Below are 18,370 nucleotides of genomic sequence, written 5' to 3'. Positions count from 1 at the left end.
AGGAGCCAGCATGAGGAGAAGAACCGCCCTCGGGGTCGTATCCGCCGCAGTCGGCGGCGCCGTCGTGCCGCTCTCGTTCGCCCCCGCTTTCGCCACCGCGGGCAGTCGGACCGGACCCCGACAGCCGACCGCCCGCTGGGACTTCGACGAGCGCACCGGCACGGTCGCCCGCGAGGCGGTCTCCGGCTCCGCCACCCCCGTCGGCTACGTCTTCGGCAACGCCCGCTACAAGCCCGACAGCGACCCCGTACGCCGCCGTGGCGTACGCGGCCGGGCCCTGTACTTCGACGGCTACTCCACCTACGTCACCGCCGAAGGGCCAGGCGGGCTGGACCTCGCCGACGGCATGACGATCGACGTGTGGATCGCCCCCTACGCCTACGAGCACGGCATCGACGGCAAGCCCCAGGCCCTGGTCAATCAGCATGACCCGGGAGCCAGGACGGGCTTCCTGCTCGGACTGCGCCGCTTCGGGCAGATCGTCTTCCAACTGGGCTTCGGCACCGACCTGATCGAGCTCAAGGGGGATGCGGGCCGGCCGGCCGCGAAGGGCAGGTGGAGCCACGTCGCGGCCACCTACGACCCCGCCGCCCATCAACTGCGCCTGTACCGCGACGGCCGTCTGATCGGCACCGCCACCACCCCGGACACGGCTCCCGAACCGGCGCCCGGCGAACCCCTCCTCATCGGGAAGCACAACCGCCCGACCCTGCTCAACGGCGAGTTCCACGCCAACATGTACATGGGCCTGATGGACAGCCTCGTGATCCGCCCGGGCACCCTGGACGACGCGACGGCCCGGCGCGAGCACGCCGAGAAGGTCGCCGCGCTGCCCGGTCACCGCGTGCCCCGCCCCGACCTGGCCCCCCACCGGTCCCGTTACGACGGCGACCGGCACCGCCCGCAGTTCCACATGCTGTCGCCCTGGCACTGGATGAACGAGCCGCACGCGCCGGTGTACTTCAAGGGCAAGTACCACATCTTCTACCAGCACGACCCGCTCGGACCGTTCTGGGGCCAGATCCACTGGGGCCACGCCGTCAGCACCGACATGGTCCACTGGCGCGACCTCCCCCTCGCCCTCGCCCCCGCCGCGGACTCGGCCGGCCCGGACGGCATCTGGTCGGGCTCCGCCTGTGTCGACGGCGACCGCGGACCGGTCCTGTTCTTCACCGGCGGCGACGACCGGCTGCCCTACCGCCAGCGCACCGGGCTCGCCGTGTCCACCTACCAGGCGGACGGCGACACCGACCTGCCCACCTGGACGATGCGCTCCGAGCCGGTCACCGAAGCACCGGCCGGTCTGCCGGCCGGCCCGGGCACCGCCTGGGCGGAGAACTTCCGCGACCCGTTCGTCTGGGAGGAGGACGGCGTCTGGTACCAGCTCGTCGGCAGCGGCATCGTCGACTACGACGGCACGCGGGTCACCCGCAAGCACGGCGGAACCGCTCTCCTCCACACCGCCCGCCGGCCCGAGGGCCCGTGGACCTGCAAGGGACCGCTGCACTGGAACGACCTCGCCACCCTGCCCGAGCCCGGTGAGGTGTGGGAGCTGCCGGTGCTCCTCCCGCTCCCCGGCCCCCGCGGCCGGCGCACCGGCAAGCACATCCTGCTGATCTGTCCGTGGTGGGAGGGGTTCAACCCGAACGCCGTCAAGCACACGTACTACTGGATCGGCACCTTCGACAAGCGCGAGCACCGCTTCGTGCCCGACCACCACAAGCCCCGTGAGTTCGACTTCGGCGAGCACTTCACCGGCCCGTCCGGCTTCGTCACCCCCGACGGCCGCTCCGTGGTCTTCAGCATCACCCAGGACCGCCGCACCGAGCAGCAGCACGCCCAGTCCGGCTGGGCCCACAACGCCGGCATGCCCGTGTCCCTCTCGCTGCGCCAGGACGGCACCCTCGGGGTCGAGCCCATCGCCGAGGCCACCGGTCTGCGGGGCCCTCGGCTGGCCCGCATCCGGCAGACCTCGGCGGCGGAAGCGAACCGGCGGCTCGCCGGGGTCTGCGGCGACCTGCTGGACATCCAGGCCGTCATCGAGCCCCGGGGCGCCCGGACCATCACCCTGGCGGTCCGGGCCTGCGCCGACGGCACCGAACAGACCCTGCTGACCTACGACACGGACGAACACCGCTTCCTGATCGACCGCGGCCGCTCCAGCCTCGACCCGGACGTCCGCAAGGGAGTCCACGGCGGCAGCGTGGAACTCGACGGCGGTCTCCTCACCCTGAGGGTCCTGCTCGACCGCTCGATGCTGGAGGCGTACGTCAACGGCACCCACAGCATCACCAGCCGCGTCTATCCCACCCGCGAGGACGCCACCGGCCTGCGCCTGACCAGCGAGGGCGGATCGGCCCACGTCGTGTCCCTGGACGTCTGGCGGATGAACGGCGCCTACGACGCACCGGTCGCGCCCGCCGCGTACGACCCGCCGCGGCCGACGAACGTCGACGGGCTGCCCAACCACGACTTCGCCACCGGTGACCTCACCGGATGGACCGTCGTCTCCGGCACGACCTTCAGCGACGCCGGCGTCACCACCCGCACCGACTGGGGCTGGGGCGGTCCCTTCTACCAGGCCGAGACCGAAGACGACCCGGCCGGCCACCATCTGTGGGGCTTCAGCCCTTCCGGAGGCGGCGACTTCGCCACCGGCGTCCTGCGCTCCACCACCGTGGTCCTCGGCGGAGACGGCGTGGTCGACCTGCTCGTGTCCGGCGGCGACGACCTCGACCGGCTCTACGTGGCCGCCGTCCGCGCCGACGACGGCAAGGTGCTGGCCAAGGCCACCGGCCGCAACACGGAGCAGTACCGCCGTGTCGTCTTCGACCTCTCCGCCCACATCGGCGACCGCATCCACATCGAGGTCGCCGACCGGGCCGACGGGGGCTGGGGCCACCTCAACGTCGCCGACGTCAACGTCCCCGTCCGGCGCTCCTGAACCCCTGGCCCCGCCCCACGCACGCGCCGTCCCCGGGCCGTGCCGCGCCCCGGGGACGGCGTACCGCTCCGCCCGAGCAACCGATCCCACACCGACGGAGGTTCGTATGCGAACCCGTGCACCATCGAGACCAGCTGCCAGAAGCAGTCTGCTGCGGCTGCTGCTCGCGCTCGCCGTATGTCTCGGCCTGACGTCGCCCCTGATGGCGCATACCGCCAGGGCGACGGGAACCGCGCTGTCGAACCCCGGCTTCGAGTCCGGCGATCTCAGCGGCTGGACCACCACCGGCACCGCCTTCACCGGGGCCGTCACGGACAAGACCGGCTGGGGCTGGGGCTGCTGCTTCAACCAGGCGGGCTCCTACCACCTGTGGGGATTCGCCGCGGGCGGCGACGCCGCCACCGGCACGGTGACGTCCGAGCCGTTCACCCTGACCGGTAGCGGCATGGTCAGCGTCCTGGTCTCCGGCGGGCGCAACGAGAGCGACCTCTACGCCGCCCTGACCACCCTCGACGGAACGGTCCTGCAGAAGGCGACCGGCACCGATGACGAGGCGTACCGGCGCGTCACCTGGGACGCCCGCGAGCACCTCGGCGAGCAGCTGCGCGTCACCGTCGTGGACAAGGCCACCGGCGGCTGGGGCCACATCAACCTCGACGACGTCCACGTCGGCACCGACCCCGCACCCGATGCCTCCCAGCGGGGACTCGCCGCCCACTGGGACTTCAGTGAGGGCAAGGGCACCACGACCAGGGAAAAGGTCAGCCAGGCCGCCGATCCCATCAGCTACGTCTTCAACGACGCGCAGTACAAGCCCGACAGCGACCCGCTCTGGCGCCCGAAGGACGAGGCCGACGGCGTGCTCTCCGGCGCCCTGCTGTTCGACGGCTACTCCACCTGGGTCACCCGCGCCGCGTCACAGACGCAACTGCCCACGGACGGCCTGACCGTCGAGGCGTGGGTCGCACCGCGCGCCTTCGAGTGGGGAGACGACGGCAAGCCGTCCGCCGTCGTCAACCAGCAGGACAAGGCGGCCAGGCGGGGCTTCTCCCTCGGCGTCGGCCGGCACGGGAGGTGGCAGTTCGGCATCGGAACCGGCGACGCCTGGTACGAGGTGACCGTCCCCAAGCCGGCGGCCCTGGCCACGGGCAAGTGGGCGCACCTGTCCGCCGTCTTCGCTCCCGGCGAGGGAGCGATCAGGCTCTTCCTCAACGGCCAGCAGGTCGCCCAGACCACCATCCCCACCAGCGCACGGCTGGCCAAGGCCGACGTTCCCCTGATCATCGGCCGCCACAACCAGCCCGCCATCATCAACGGCACCTTCGCCGTCAACATGTTCAACGGCCTCATCGACGAGGTGAAGATCCACGACAGCGCCCTCACCCCGGCATCGGTCACGGCCGGACACCAGAAGGACGTGCAGACCTTCGCGGGCGGCACCATCCCCAAGGCCCGGATGGAGATGGACCGTTCGCGCTACGACGGCGACCGCTACCGCCCCGGCTACCACTTCACCGCCCCGAACCACTGGATGAACGAACCCCACGCCCCCATCCAGTACAAGGGCAAGTACCACCTCTTCTACCAGCACAACTCCCACGGCCCCTACTGGCACAACATCGCCTGGGGACATGCCGTGAGCGAGGACCTGGTCCACTGGCGCGACCTGCCCGTCGCCCTCGCGCCCACCGAGGACAGCGTGGCGCCCGACGGGGTCTGGTCCGGTGACGCCACCTACGACGAGAACGGCGTGCCCGTCCTGCTCTTCACGGCCGGCAACGACTCACAGCGCCCCAACCAGGCGACCGGGCTGGCCCGCCCCGTCGACCCTGGCGACAGCGACCTGGTCGAGTGGAAGATGCACCCCACCCTCGTCACCAGCCAGACCACCGACCTGAACGTCGGCGCCGGACGCAAGGTCCGCTTCGGCGACTTCCGCGATCCCTTCGTCTGGAAGGAGAAAGACACCTGGTTCCAGCTGATGGGCTCCGGCGTCCAGACCACCGACGGCAGGGACATCGGCGGCACCGCCCTCCTCTACACCTCCAAGAACCTCACCGACTGGACCTACTCCGGCCCCCTGATGGTCGGTGACGTGGCGGCTCACCCCAAGACCGGTCAGGTCTGGGAGCTGCCCACCTTCCTGCCCATCGGCAAGGACGCCCAGGGCCGCGAGCGCCGGGCCCTGCTCGTCAACCCGGCCTTCCCCGCCGGCCCCGGCGAGTACAGCAGCAAGTACGTCTACTACTGGGTCGGCACCTGGGACGCCCAGGGCCGCCGCTGGACCCCCGACACCACCGAGCCCCGGCTCATGGACTACGGCGACCACTTCACCGGCCCCAGCGGAACGGTGGACGACAAGGGACGCTCCCTCGTCTTCAGCATCGCCCAGGACCGTCGCACCGAACGCGCCCACTACGACGCCGGCTGGGCCCACAACGCCGGCCTGCCCATCGAACTGTCCATGCGTCCCGACGGCGACCTCGGATTCCGCCCCGCGGAGGAGGTCTCGCGCCTCCACACCGGCGCACCCCTCCTGGACATCAGCGCCCCGACCTCCCTCACCGACGCCAACACCCGCCTGGCCGCCATCAAGGGAGACATGCTCCACATCAAGCTGACGATGGAACGCGGCACCGCCGCCACGTTCGGACTCGACGTGCTCCGCAGCCCCGGCGACGAGGAACGGACCCGCCTGTTCTACGACGCTCCCGCAGGACAGCTGGGTGTCGACCGGACGCGTTCCGGGAACAACTCCAGCGCCGAGCCGAACTTCGGCGTCGACCAAGGCCCGTTGACCCTTGCCAACGGCATCCTGACGCTGGACGTGTTCGTCGACCGCTCGATGGTCGAGGCGTACGCGAACGACCACAAGTCCCTCACCACCCGCGCCTACCCCTTCCGTCAGGACTCCCTCGGCCTGCGCCTCTTCGGCGACGGCAGTGTCGTCAAGTCCATGACCGTCTGGAAGATGGGCAACATGACCGACTGACCCAGCCGCCCTGTCCGACGGCCCCGGGCGCCCACACCCCCGCCGGCCCGGTCCGCGATTCCGCCGCGGGCCGGGCCGGCGCATGGCTGGTTGCGCTGTCCGCGGGCATGCGGGCCCCGGGGCACTGTCTCCCAGGGCGGGCGGTCTGCGTCGTGTGAACCGCTCAGGTGATGGCGGCTCAGGTGCGGGGAGTGTGAAGGTGGGTGGCGAAGAAGGATTCGATGCGCTGCCAGGCGTCCGCCGAAGCGTCCGGGTCCGGGCCGATGTCCAGGACACGGAACAAGGGACGCAGCGGCCTGGGACCGGCCTCGGCGTCGTTGAGGAAGGCATGGCCTGCCTGCGGGTACTCCTTGACGTCGTGCACGACCCCATGACGTTCGAGGGCCGCGCTCAGCCGGCCGGCCGCCCCCTTCAGGGTGCGGTCCTTCCCGCCGTAGCTGGCGACGACGGGGCAGGCGTCGGCGAGGACGTCCAGGTCCTTGGGAAGCCGTCCGTAGTTGGCGGACGCCGCGTCGTAGCCACCACGTCCGGCCGTCATCAAAGCGAACGCGCCCCCCATGCAGAAGCCGATGATGCCGACCGCGCCGGTGCAGTCGCTCCGGGACAGCAGGAAGGAGCGGGCGGCCTCCAGGTCCTGGTAGGCACGCCCGGTCCCGGACAGGGCCGCGCGGATCGTGGGGATCAGGCAGCGCCGTGCGCCGCCCTCGGTGAACAGGTCGGGCAGCAGCGTGAGGTACCCGGCGCCGGCCAGGCGCTCGGCCTGGCGGAGCATGACGTCGTCGACGCCGAGTACCTCGTGCGCGATGACCACGCCCGGCCAGGGTCCCGGGCCATCCGGCCGGGTGAGGTGCCCCTTCAGCCGCTGCGAGCCCCCGGCCGGGGCGCTCAGGCTGCTCAGGTCAACGGCTTCAGCAGCGGACATGGTGCTTCTCCCGGAGGGTGAGTGCGGGTCGCGGCGCTGCGGACCGTGCGGCCCCCGCCGCCCACAGTCCCCGCCGACCCGCGCGAACGGCGTGCCGCGAGCGCTCACCCGCCCCTCGGCCCGCCCGCGGCGGGCGTGTCACCACCGCACCGGCAGCGTCCGCACCCCCCGGATCAGCATCCCCGGAAGCCACTCGCCCTGCTCCCCGTCCGCCGCCAGGTCCGGGCAGCGCTCCAGCAGCGAGCGCAGCGCCACCTCGGCCTCGAGGCGGGCGAGCGGGGCGCCCAGGCAGTAGTGGACCCCGTATCCGAAGGCGGTGTGGCCCTGGGCGTCGCGCCGTACGTCGAAGCGGTCCGGCTCGGGATAGCGCGCCGGGTCGCGGTCCGCGGCGGCCATGGCGATCAGCACGATGGCACCGCGCGGCACCCGTACGCCGCCGATCTCGGTCTCCTCCAGGGCGATGCGCGGCGTGGTGGTCTCCACCGGCCCGTCGTAGCGCAGCGTCTCCTCCACCAGCCCCGCCGCCAGCCCGGCCGGATCGGCCCGTACGGCCGCCAGTTGCTCGGGGTGGGCGAGGAGCGCGCGCACCGCGTTGCCGATCGTGTTGACCGTCGTCTCGTGTCCGGCGACGAGCATCAGGAAGGCCAGCGAGAGCAGTTCTTCCTCGGTGAGCCGGTCGCCGCCCTCGTCGACCGTGTGGACGAGGGCGCTGAGCAGGTCCTCCCCGGGGTTCTCGCGCTTGGCGGCGATGAGCCCCGTGAGATACGGCATGACGTGCTCGTACGCCTCCTTCTCCGCCTCCGGGCTGGTGGGCGCGAGGGTCTCGTTGGACCAGGCGTGGAAGGCGGCGCGGTCCAGGTTGGGCACGCCCAGCAGTTCGCAGATGACGATCATGGGGAGCGGGGAGGCGAACGCGTCGATGAGGTCGGCGCGGCGCGCTCCGTCCGCCGTCATACGGTCCAGCAGCTCGTCGGTGATCTCCTGGACGCGCTCGCGCATCTTCTCGACCCGCCGGGCGGTGAACTCCCGCGCCACCAGCTTCCGCAGCCGGGTGTGGTGGGGCGGGTCGCTCATCAGCATGTTGGTGCTGCCGAGCATGTTCAGGGCGTACGGCGGGGTCCAGCCGGCCTGCCGCCACTCGCGCTGCCAGTCCCGGCTGAGCTTCGGGGAGCTGAAGGCCTCGCGCGCGGCCTCGTACCCGACCACGAGCCACACCCGGCCCCTGTCGGGTGTGATCACCTGGTGCACCGGACCGCGCTCGCGCAGCAGCGCGTAGGCGACGTACGGGTCGGCGACGAAGTCGGGGCTGAGCGAGGCGAGCACTTCGATGTCGCCGGGGCTGTCGAGCCCGTCGGTTGGGTCGGGTATCGCGGGATCGGCGGCGGCTTTCTGGGTCTCGGTCACGACGGAATCCCTTTCCCTCAGGCCCGGGTCAACCGGCCCCCGCCGATCACTCCGAGCACGGCCGCTCACTCTAATCCCGCACTGTTACCCGCACAACTACCTTGCCCTTCTTGCTGTTGACCTTGAAATGCGGGAGCCGTGCCGGTGCTGGAATCGGCGGCAGCCGTGCCGGATCGCGGTGATCAACTCGCCGGTAGCCGGTAGCCGGTAGCCGGTAGCCGGTGAGCCAGTCGCGGTCGGCGGTGCGGCGGCGCATTCCGGCGGGGAGAAGGGTGCTGAGGTCGTCCCCTCTCCTCGCTTTCCTTATATAGGGTCAATCGGGGCTTTACTCCATGCCGGTGACATACCGGGACCGAGATCGGGCGGCCTATCGGCCCATCGCCGCACTTCAGAGAGGTGGCAGCGGTGTTCCGGTCGGCGCTGTCGGTCCGGTCGTCCCGGCCCGGAGCTAGCTACAGTCCGTTCCCATGACCACGGTTACCACACGCTCGGTCGCCTACCCGGCCGACGGTCTGACGATGGTCGGGCACCTGGCGCTCCCGGCCGGCGCCGACCGTCGGCCCGCAGTTCTGGTGGGGCCCGAGGGGACCGGACTGAACGACTTCCAGCGCGGCAGGGCCGACGCCCTGGCCGAGCTGGGGTACGTGGCGTTCGCCTTCGACATCCACGGCGGCCGGTGGTTCACCGACCCCGACGAGATGATGGCCCGGGTGACTCCCCTGCTCGCGGATCCGGACCGGATGCGGCATATCGGTCACGCGGCGCTCGACGTGCTGCGCGCCGAACCGCGGACCGACCCCGACCGGATCGCCGTCATCGGCTACGGCACCGGGGGCGCCATCGGGCTGGAACTCGGGCGCGACGGTGTCGATCTGCGGGCGATCGGGACGGTCAACGCCCTGACCACGGGCCGACCGGGCGAGGCGGCGCGCATCCGCTGCCCCGTGTGGGCGGGGGTCGGATCGGAAGACCCGATCATGCCGCCCGCGCAACGGGAGGCCTTCGTCGCCGAGATACTGGCCGCGGGAGTCGACTGGCGTCTCGTAATCTACGGCGGTGCTCTGCACGCCTTCCACCATCCCCCGGTGAACCAGCGCGTGCGCCCCGGAGTGGGCCACCACCCCCGGCACGCGCGACGTGCCTGGAGTGACGTCGTCGGTCTGCTCGACGAGTGTGTGCCCGTAACGGTGTGATGCATCCGGGAGTACCGGCCGGGGCTGCGCACCGGCCGGCGAGAAGATCACCCGCAGCGTTCCGCGGCCGTGCCGGAGCCATGTCACGCCCTGCTCCGCGAAGGCGGCCCTTCGAAGCGAAGCACCGAGTCGACGGGGCGGCGCAGTGAGCGGACCGTTGGCGGCGACGCGTAGGAGAGCCGGAAGAGCATGAGTTCGGCCTCGTCCGGCCTGCCGGGGACGAGGGCGGTGAACCTGGTGCGCAGCGTGCGCAGAACGTCGGTCTCGGCGGCGTCGAGTCCGGTCTCGCCGCCACCTGCCAGGCGGGCGAACAGGTAGAGCAGCGAGGTGTGGGGCTGGAATCCCAAGCCGAGGGAAGTAGCGGTGAGCCAGAGCCGTTGCAGGGCGCGGCCGCCGTCGACGAAGGCGTGAGGGCCCTTGCCCGGGATGGTGAGGCAGCCGACGGCGGACGAGGCGGCGAGGGCCTTCGCGGCGCTCTCCTCGAAGGCTTTGCCGCCGCCGATCCGGCGGACGAAAGCCAGACCGCGCCATTGGCGTGCCAGACGGAGGCCCGCGAGATCGACGTCGTCGAACCCCAGAGTGGCCACGTCTATGCCGTCCCGCGTGCGCCGCGCCTCCTCGGGGTCCCAGCGCAACTCGTTCATCATGTCCCGGTGCAGGTGCGGGGACAGCATCCGCAGCCGGTCGCCCGCCCCCAGGACCCGGCCCATCTCGTCCAACTGGTCGCGGTCGGTGACGAGATGGAGCCGGGCGCCGCTCTCGGTGGCGCAGTCCGTCAGCGCTGCGGCGTGCGACTCGAGGAGCGGGCGAGCGGGGCCGGGACTGCGGTTGGTGGTGCGGTGCTCGATCCAGTCGAAGAGTGCCGGGCGCGGGAGGTCGGGCGCGCTGGAGAAGGTGAGCCGGCAGACCAGGCCGGGGTCGGCCGGGGCGGGGAAGTACCGCACCTGGCAGGCCCAGCCCGAGGCCTGGGCCGCGAGGTGGATGTTCTCCACCGCCGCGCCGATGGCCAGATGGGTGGCGCGGCCTTCGAAGTCGAGCAAGGTCTGCGGCTGCGCGGCGTCGACGCGGCAGTCCACCACCTCGTCGTGGGCGGTGAACTGCCAGGGCTGGCTGTTGCCGCCGGACGGCGCCTGGATGCCGTGGGCGACCAGGCGGCGGATGCCCTCTTCGCCCAGGGTGGCGCCGGCGCTGCCGGCCGGCGGCAGGAGGAGGGGAGCGGAAGTCTCCTCCGCGGCGGGCTCGGACGGGGGCTCCGGTGGTGTCAGGACGGTCTCTGCGCCCTCGCGGATCAGCGTGCCGGGATCGACGAAGTACCGTCCCGAGGCGGTGAACTGACCGAGGAGGAGGCGGCGGGCGGTATCCGTCACCAGCGCGGCGCCCAGGCTGACTCCCGAGGCGAGCTGGGGCCATGAGGAGATGGTCTTGCCCGTCTCGACGAGGGAGGAGACCAGACGCTCGGAGGGCTCGTCCTGGCCGAGGATGCGGAGCAGGTGCGGGAGCTTCTCGCGGGTCGACATCGCCTTGACTCCGGCGGCCCCCACTCCCTGCAGAAGGCCGTGCAGCAGCGGACGTTCGGGTTCGAGGTCGAACCGCTCCACATCCAGCATGCCGCGCTCGTTGGTCTCCATCAGGACGGGGATGCCGAGCGCGCGGGCGCGTTCACGGACGTGGACCTTGAGGAACATGTCGTCGCACTCCTCGACGAGGAGGTCGGTGCGGCCACCGCCCGCGAGGAAGGCGTCGGTGTTCTCCTCGGTCAGTCCCTCCGGCCAGACGGTGATGTCGAGGTAGGGGTCGATCTCGTACATCTGCCGTGCCGCGATGACGACTTTGGGCAGGCCGACATCGGCGACCGAGGCGCGGAGCCGGTTGAGGTTGGAGAGGGACAGGTGGTCGAAGTCGGCGAGCCGGAAACGGTCGCCCACGCCCTCCTGCGCGAGCGTGACCGCGCTTGCGGCGCCCACGGAGAGGCCGACCACGGCCACGGTCTTCCGTGACAGGAGGTCCTGCTCCTCCGCGGTGATCTTGTAGCGGTTGCGGGACTGACGCAGCTCGCGGTGCTCGTCCGGCGGCAGGACGTGGACGAGCTGCCGCGACCAGGCGTACCACGCCCAGGTGCCGTACTCCGCCGGGGACCTGCCGCCGAGGTGGTCGGTGACCGCGGAGGCCAACTCGTCGGCGTCCGGCCGCCAGTCGGGGCGCCGGGCGGACAGGAGCTCCGCCAGCTGGTCGGCGCACGTGTCGTGGACGGAGGTGACCACACCGCTTTCGAGGAGCTCTGTCAGGGCGGAACGTTGCTCGGGATCGGCCGCTGCGTACAGCGTCGGTCGCCAGGGAACCATGTCGCCGGCGGTCTGGGCGAGGCTGCCGAGAAGCGCTTCCAGGTTCATTGCTCTCCTAACGCGCGTTGCCTGCGGATGCCGGGGCGGTGGAGTGCCCGAGGCCGAGTCGCCCGGCTACGGCGCGGACCACGTCGGTGGGGATGAGGGGCGCTTCGTCCAGTGCGCGGTCCAGCAGCTCCGCCGCAGCGGCCAGTCGCTCCTCGCGATGGCGGATGGCCTCTGCCCGGTTGATGGAGTAGTACGCCGTGATGCCCGGGAACGGGCGGTCGTGCAGGGGGCGGTCATGCCGGAAACGGAGACCGCACCGTTCGTATCCCCTGATGCGTTCCGTGGGGCCGCTGCCACAGATCACGGTCGCCCCCAGTCGCTGCGCCGCCACGACGGAGGTGAAGCACAGCAGGGACGCGAGGTTGCGGCCCCTCCACTCCTCGTCCACCCAGATGCCGCAAATCTCGGCCACCGACTCGCCGGCGGCGACTTCGTCCGCCACGGCATCGTTGAAGTCCTGGCTCGCGAGGTGTATCTCCGACGGCAGCTGTCCCGCTATTTTCCGGTGGATGCGGATACCTCCGACGGGCCTCTCGTCCCCGTCGCCTGCCGTCTCGTCGAAAACAGCGAGGTAACTCAACGGATCGCGAGTGGTGCGTGGGTCCGTGCTTCCGTACTTCGTCAGCGTCTCGTAGCCGGGTGCGGAGTAAGCGCGCTGCTGGGCTTCGAGATAGGTGTCGTAGGCGGGGTCGTCGAACTGCGCGTCGTGTAGCCGGAGATACATCAGGGATCCTTGTGGGTCGGGTCGGCTCTGGATCGTGGATGTGGCTGCGGACGGCATCAAAAGATACCGGGCGCCTCCTGGGCTGCCACTTGATTTTTGGTCTGCGCGCCATGCGTACACATTCCGGAGCGGATCTTCGAACGTAATCCACGAATGGGTGTCGCGATTCCGGCGATCTGCCTGTATCGGAAAAATGATCCGGTTACCCGCCACCCTGTCCAATGGGTGATTTTCAACCCCCATTGACGCTCAGGGTGGGGACGCCTTCGGTCGATACCGCATTACTTCGCGCTTGGTTTTTCCTTCTGCGGCGCATCGTTTCTTGTGAATACGGGTACGTACGGTGTCGCTTCTTCGGCTCGGTCAGCTTCCCGTTCCGTGCGCGTCGCCGAGGTCGACGGCCAGGCGCAGCCGGTGCAGGCCGCGGCGGGCGTGGCTCTTCACCGTCCCCAGGGGCACACCGGTGCGCTGAGCGATCTGGGCCTGGGTCAGGTCCTCGTAGAACGCCATGCAGAGCACCTCGCGCTGTGCGTGCGGCAACCGGGACAGGGCCTCGACGAGCAGCACGCGGTCGAGCACCTCGCCCGGTATCTCCTGGACGAGCCGGGCGGGCGCGGCTTCGTGGGTGGCCGAGTCGACGAGGGCCAGACGCCTCGTCCTGGCGGCCAGCGCGTCGATGATCTTGCGGCGTGCGATGCCGACCAGCCAGGCACCGAGTGCGCCCCGCTCCGGGCGGAAGCCGTGCCGCCCGCCCCAGGCACCGATGAAGACCTGCTGCGTCACGTCTTCGGCCTCGTGAGTGTCGCCGAGGGACCGGGTGGCCATGGTGTGGACGAGCGGTCCCCAGCGCCGGTAGATGGCCGCGAACGCCTCCTCGTCGGCGGCGACGAGGCCGCGGGCGAGGTCCTCCTCGCGCCGCGTCTCCGCCGCGGGCGGGACCGGAGCGGCACTCGGTCGCGTGGTCGTGTTCATGAGCGCGTTCCTCCTGCCGTGCGTCGCCGGGGACGAAAGGGCGTGCCCGGAGGGCGGGTCCGCCGGTCCGCCGTCCGCGTGCCTGGAGTCTGGAACGCCGGAACGACGCGATCAACATGCGTCGTTTGTGCGTCGTACAGTGGCCGCATGAGCGAGTCTGGCGAGGAGGACGGTGAGGACCGCGACCGCCCGTACGGCGACGGGGGACTGACCACCGGCGAGGTGGCCCGGCGCCTGGGGGTGGCCCCCACCACGGTCCGCACATGGGACCGCCGGTACGGCCTCGGGCCCGACGCGCACACGGGCGGCCGGCACCGGCGCTGGACCGCCCGGGACGTTGCGCGGCTGGAGCGGATGTGCGCGCTGACGGCGACAGGGCTGCCCCCGGCCGAGGCCGCACGGCTCGCGCTGAGCGGGGAATCACCGGCGGCGACCCGACCCCGACGGACCGCCGGGCCACAGCGGGCCTCGGTCCGGGCCCGCAGCCGGGCGGGGAGCGGCCTGCGGCTCGGTGACGTACGCCAGGAATGCCGGGGAATCGCCCGGGCCGCCCTGCGCCTGGACGCCGCCGCGCTGGACGAACTGCTGCTCGCCGCGATCGCCGAACACGGACTGGTCGTCGCCTGGACCGAGGTGATCGTGCCGACGCTCCAAGCCGTCGGCCGCAAGTGGGAGACGTCGGGCGAGAAGTACGTCGAGGTCGAGCACTTCCTGTCCTGGCACGTCTCCGGGGCGCTGCGACGCGCCACGCCCCCCACGGTCGCCGCCCGTGCCGGTGCCACCACGGTGCTCGCCTGCGTGCCGGGGGAGAACCACACCCTGCCGTTGGAGGTGCTGGCCGCGGCATTGACGGAGCGCGGCGTTCCGGTGCGCATGTTCGGCGGTGCCCTGCCCGTCGAGTCGCTCGTCGCGGCCGTGCGCAGGACCGGGCCGGCCGCGGTCGGGCTGTGGGCGCAGTCCCGTACCACCGCAAGCCGGCCGTTGGCCCAGCACGTCGCGGCCATGGAGTGGGGAGTGCGCGGTGCCCGCCGCAGGCCGGTCGTGCTGACGCTGGGACCCGGCTGGGCGGGACAGGCGGTGGCGGGGCTGGCGCGTCCGGCGGGACTCGCCGAGGCGGTCGCCGCTCTGGAGTCGTCGGCCTGCTCGTGACATGGTGCCGTCGGACGGCACCCGGTCGTGGCGCCTGGGCAGCGGCCGGGGAACACGGTCCGCTGGACCAGCGGTCGCGGCCGCGTCGTTCGTCCCCGGGCGAGCGCTGCTTCCGCGCCACGTTGCGGCACGGGTCCGTACCCGCTGGTTCCGGGGTACCGGTCGAGGACACGTGTGCGGGACCACCGGGCGACCGGTCCGGTGCATGGCGCCATGGGGTCGCCGGGCGCGCGCCGCGCGCGAGGTGGTCGCCGACCGGGGACAAGGGAAGTGGTCGCCGACCAGGGGCAAGGAGCGACGCCGTGGGCCGAAGCGGTGTCCGGCCGCATCCGCGGACGGCCTCGGACGCGAAGCAGTGACGATCGGATGGACCTGTTGGCCGTATCGAGGGGTGAAGCGTGGAAGTGAGCGGTGCCCGTGTCCTGGTGGCCGGTGCCACGGGAGCGCTGGGCGGTGCGATCACCGCCCAACCGGCCGGCCGGGGCGCCCGGGTGGCCCTCGCCGGACGCGACCGTCTGGCCCACACCGTGCGGGCGCACTCCGGTGCCCCGGCCGCCGGCTTCGACGCCCGCGATCCCGGGGCGTGCGCCCGGGCCGGGCAGGCAGCGGCGGCAGCCCGCCAGGGGCTGGACGCCGTCGTCGTCGTGTCCGGGCCGGTGACCTTCGGCGCGGCAGAGGAGACCGGCGCCGAGCCGCCGCGCCCGGGCCCCGGCCGAAGCCCCGGCGCCGAACGGCGAGCCCGGTGACGCCCCGCCCCGCCGACGACTCCGACGTGATCGTCATCGGTGGTGGCGCGGCCGGTCTCAGCCTCGCCCACCGGCTGACGGAGAACGGCGCCGCCACGGTGACCGTGGTCGAGCCGCCGGACGGTCCGCTCCGCCCCGCGGAACGGACCTGGTGCTACTGGGCAGCGGGCGCCGACGGCCTGGAAGAGGCGGTCGGCGCGTCCTGGTCCGTGCTGCGTCTGCACGGCACCGACGGGCGGCCGGTCGTTGTCCGACCCGCCCCGTTCACCTACCGCATGGTGCGCTCCGCCGACTTCGAGCGGCTGGTCCACGGCCGCCTGGCCCGCTCGGACGGCGGGCGTCTCCTGCGCGCGACGGTGGAGTCGGTACGCGGTGTGCGCGGTGGGTCCGCAGGCGCGGAGGTCCGGTGCACGCTGCCCGGGGGCTGGTCCCTGACGCTGCGCGCCCGGCGGGTGTTCGACTCGCGGCCGCTGCCTGTCCTGCCGCCGGCCCGCACGCGGTGGCTGCAGCACTTCCGCGGCTGGTTCGTACGTACCGCCACCGAACGGTTCGATCCCTCGGTCGCGGATCTGATGGACTTCCGGGTTCCCCAGCCGGCGCACGGACTCGCCTTCGGGTACGTCCTGCCGCTGGCGCCGGACCGGGCGCTCGTGGAATACACCGGGTTCTCCGGCAGCGCGCTGACCACCGAGGCGTACGAATCGGCTCTGCGGCACTACTGCCGGGACATCCTCGGGCTCGGCGCGCTCACCGTGGAACGGCCGGAGCAGGGGGTCATCCCCATGACCGACGCCCGCTTTCCGCGACGGGCCGGTCCCGCCCACTTCCGTATCGGAACCGCGGGGGGCGCCACCCGTGCGGCCACCGGTTACACCTTCGCGGCGGTGCAGCGGCAGAGCAGAGCCATCGCCGCCGCCCTGCTCGACGGGCGCACCGCCATCCCCCCACCCCACGGGCGGAGGGCCTCGGCCATGGACGCGGTCCTGCTGCGCGCCCTGGACACCGGGCGCGTCGACGGCCCGCGCTTCTTCACCGACCTGTTCCGCCGGGTCCCGGCCGAGCGCCTGCTGCGCTTCCTCGACGGCGCCACCTCCCTGCGGGAGGAGTGGCACATCGGGCTGTGCACCCCGGTCCTGCCGATGCTTCGCACGGCCGCCGAACTGCCCTTCGTCCGCCGACGCTCCCAGCCCTTCGCACGAACCGGAGACGATCACCGATGAGCCTCCTGCGCGAGCACGACCCGGCCCGCGTCCTCGACCACGCCGTCTGCGCCTGCGGTCGCCTCACCGCTTCCCACCCCGGCCGCCGCACCGGCCTCGCGCGCCCGGCCCGCCGGGAGGGAGTCCGATGACGGTCCGTCGTACCGCTGCCGCCCGGCGAGGCCGCGACCGCAAGGCCGAGGTGCTGGCCCCGCCACCCGGCAGGGACCGGTTCCAGCGCGGGGACGAGCCGTCCGTCGCGGTGGTCGGTGGCGGGATCGCCGGTCTCGCCGCGGCCACCCTGCTGGCCGAGCGCGGTGCCCGCGTGACCCTGTACGAGAAAGAGGACGCACTGGGCGGCCGGCTCTCCGGCCGGCCCACCAGGCTGGCGGACGGCTCCACCGTGACCATGACCCGCGGGTTCCACGCCTTCTTCCGCCAGTACTACAACCTGCGCGGCCTGCTGCGCCGTACCGACCCGGCCCTCGCGCGGCTCACGGCGCTGCCCGACTACCCCCTGCGGCACAGCGGCGGCCTGACCGACAGCTTCGCCCGGGTCCCGAGAACGCCGCCCTTCAGCGCGCTCGGCTTCGTCGCCCTCAGCCCCACCTTCGGCTGGCGGGACCTCGCCGCCATGGACGCCCGGGCGGCACTGCCCCTGCTCGACGTGCGGGTGCCCGAGGTGTACGAACGCTTCGACGAGGTCACCGCGACCGGCTTCCTGGACGGCGTGGGTTTCCCGGAAGCCGCGCACCACCTGGCGTTCGAGGTGTTCTCCCGCAGCTTCTTCGCCGACCCGCGCACGCTGTCCGCCGCCGAACTGCTGCTGATGTTCCACATCTACTTCCTCGGATCGGCCGAGGGACTGCTCTTCGACGTGCCCGGCGAACCCTTCCCCCAGGCGCTCTGGGACCCGCTCGGCGACTACCTCCAGCGCCTCGGCGTGGACATCCGCACCGGCACCCCGGTCCACGGCGTGCTCCCCCTCGGCGACGGCGGAGCGCACGTGCACACCGACACCGGCGCCGGGCGCCACGACGCCGTGGTGCTCGCCCTCGACCCCGGGAGCCTGCGCCGGGTCGTCGGCGCGTCACCCGGCCTGGGCACGCCCGGCTGGTGCGAGGACATCGCGGCCCTGCGCACCGCACCGCCGTTCCTCGTCTCCCGGCTCTGGCTCGACCGGCCGGTCCGTGCCGACCGGCCCGGATTCCTCGGCACCAGCGGCTACGGCGGGCTCGACAACATCAGCGTCCTGGAGCGGTACGAGGGCGAGGCCGCCCGCTGGGCCGCGCGGACCGGGGGCTCGGTCGTGGAACTGCACGCCTACGCCGTGGCCCCGTCGGCCGAACCGAAGGAGGTGCAGGACATGCTCGTCGACCGGCTGCACCAGGTGTACCCGGAGACCCGCGAGGCACGCGTCGTCGACGCCCGGCACGAGTGGCGCTCGGACTGTCCGCTCTTCGAGGCCGGCTCCCACCGCCGGCGCCCCACGGTGCGCACCCCGCACCCGTGGCTGACCCTGGCCGGCGACGCAATCCGCTGCGACCTGCCCGTCGCCCTCATGGAACGGGCCGCCACCACGGGCTTCCTGGCCGCGAACGCCCTGCTCGCCGACCGGGGGGTGCGCGGCCAGGTCCTGTGGACGGTTCCCCGGGCGGGCCGCTCACCTTGGCTCCGGGCCCTCGGAGCCGTCGCGGGGCGCCGCTCGTCTCGCTGACCGGTGCCCGGTCAGCCG

At 72.3% G+C, this 18,370-nt stretch carries 12 protein-coding genes; 7 read left to right on the top strand and 5 right to left on the bottom strand.

The window, feature by feature from the left end; genetic code table 11:
• The first annotated feature begins 10 nt into the window (after window positions 1-10).
• Together ACH4OA_RS18095 and ACH4OA_RS18090 are read left to right on the top strand one after the other, a co-directional pair.
• On the top strand, window positions 11-2,944 hold the full coding sequence (locus tag ACH4OA_RS18095) for a GH32 C-terminal domain-containing protein (RefSeq protein WP_397969742.1): 2,934 nt from the start codon (window positions 11-13) through the stop codon (window positions 2,942-2,944).
• A gap of 106 nt (window positions 2,945-3,050) precedes the next feature.
• On the top strand, window positions 3,051-5,936 hold the full coding sequence (locus ACH4OA_RS18090; RefSeq protein ID WP_397969740.1) for a GH32 C-terminal domain-containing protein: 2,886 nt from the start codon (window positions 3,051-3,053) through the stop codon (window positions 5,934-5,936).
• 178 nt (window positions 5,937-6,114) lie between these two features.
• Here the strand turns inward: ACH4OA_RS18090 and ACH4OA_RS18085 are convergent, their stop codons facing one another.
• Both ACH4OA_RS18085 and ACH4OA_RS18080 read right to left on the bottom strand, forming a co-directional pair.
• Complete coding sequence (locus tag ACH4OA_RS18085; RefSeq protein ID WP_397969738.1) at window positions 6,115-6,858, bottom strand: dienelactone hydrolase family protein; 744 nt, start codon at window positions 6,856-6,858, stop codon at window positions 6,115-6,117.
• A gap of 138 nt (window positions 6,859-6,996) precedes the next feature.
• On the bottom strand, window positions 6,997-8,187 hold the full coding sequence (locus tag ACH4OA_RS18080; protein WP_397939268.1) for a cytochrome P450: 1,191 nt from the start codon (window positions 8,185-8,187) through the stop codon (window positions 6,997-6,999).
• Window positions 8,188-8,729: 542 nt separating this feature from the next.
• Between ACH4OA_RS18080 and ACH4OA_RS18075 the strand changes: the two genes are divergently transcribed.
• Window positions 8,730-9,455, top strand: a complete 726-nt coding sequence (locus tag ACH4OA_RS18075; protein WP_365873690.1) for a dienelactone hydrolase family protein — start codon at window positions 8,730-8,732, stop codon at window positions 9,453-9,455.
• Between the two features lie 83 nt (window positions 9,456-9,538).
• On the opposite strand, the gene ACH4OA_RS18070 is transcribed toward ACH4OA_RS18075, so the two are convergent.
• The 3 genes from ACH4OA_RS18070 to ACH4OA_RS18060 form a co-directional block, all read right to left on the bottom strand.
• Complete coding sequence (locus tag ACH4OA_RS18070; RefSeq protein ID WP_397969737.1) at window positions 9,539-11,845, bottom strand: Rv1355c family protein; 2,307 nt, start codon at window positions 11,843-11,845, stop codon at window positions 9,539-9,541.
• Between the two features lie 7 nt (window positions 11,846-11,852).
• Window positions 11,853-12,569 (bottom strand): GNAT family N-acetyltransferase, encoded by a 717-nt coding sequence (locus ACH4OA_RS18065; RefSeq protein ID WP_397946275.1) that lies wholly within the window; start codon window positions 12,567-12,569, stop codon window positions 11,853-11,855.
• A gap of 363 nt (window positions 12,570-12,932) precedes the next feature.
• Window positions 12,933-13,541, bottom strand: coding sequence for an RNA polymerase sigma factor (locus ACH4OA_RS18060; RefSeq protein WP_397946276.1), 609 nt, complete (start codon window positions 13,539-13,541; stop codon window positions 12,933-12,935).
• 147 nt (window positions 13,542-13,688) lie between these two features.
• Between ACH4OA_RS18060 and ACH4OA_RS18055 the strand changes: the two genes are divergently transcribed.
• The 4 genes from ACH4OA_RS18055 to ACH4OA_RS18040 all read left to right on the top strand — a co-directional run bounded on the left by ACH4OA_RS18055 (window position 13,689) and on the right by ACH4OA_RS18040 (window position 18,352).
• Window positions 13,689-14,690, top strand: coding sequence for a MerR family transcriptional regulator (locus ACH4OA_RS18055; protein ID WP_397939027.1), 1,002 nt, complete (start codon window positions 13,689-13,691; stop codon window positions 14,688-14,690).
• Window positions 14,691-15,094: 404 nt separating this feature from the next.
• The gene (locus ACH4OA_RS18050) at window positions 15,095-15,436 is read left to right on the top strand and encodes a hypothetical protein (RefSeq protein ID WP_397969735.1); all 342 of its coding nucleotides are present in this window, start codon (window positions 15,095-15,097) and stop codon (window positions 15,434-15,436) included.
• Window positions 15,433-16,656, top strand: a complete 1,224-nt coding sequence (locus ACH4OA_RS18045; protein WP_397946278.1) for a lycopene cyclase family protein — start codon at window positions 15,433-15,435, stop codon at window positions 16,654-16,656. Before ACH4OA_RS18050 ends, ACH4OA_RS18045 begins: the two co-directional genes overlap by 4 nt.
• A gap of 127 nt (window positions 16,657-16,783) precedes the next feature.
• Complete coding sequence (locus ACH4OA_RS18040) at window positions 16,784-18,352, top strand: FAD-dependent oxidoreductase (protein ID WP_397969733.1); 1,569 nt, start codon at window positions 16,784-16,786, stop codon at window positions 18,350-18,352.
• The last annotated feature ends 18 nt before the right edge of the window (window positions 18,353-18,370 follow it).

Source organism: Streptomyces sp. NPDC017095, assembly GCF_044332325.1.
Taxonomy (GTDB): Bacteria; Actinomycetota; Actinomycetes; order Streptomycetales; family Streptomycetaceae; genus Streptomyces.
This window is presented reverse-complemented; position numbering and strand designations above follow the sequence as displayed.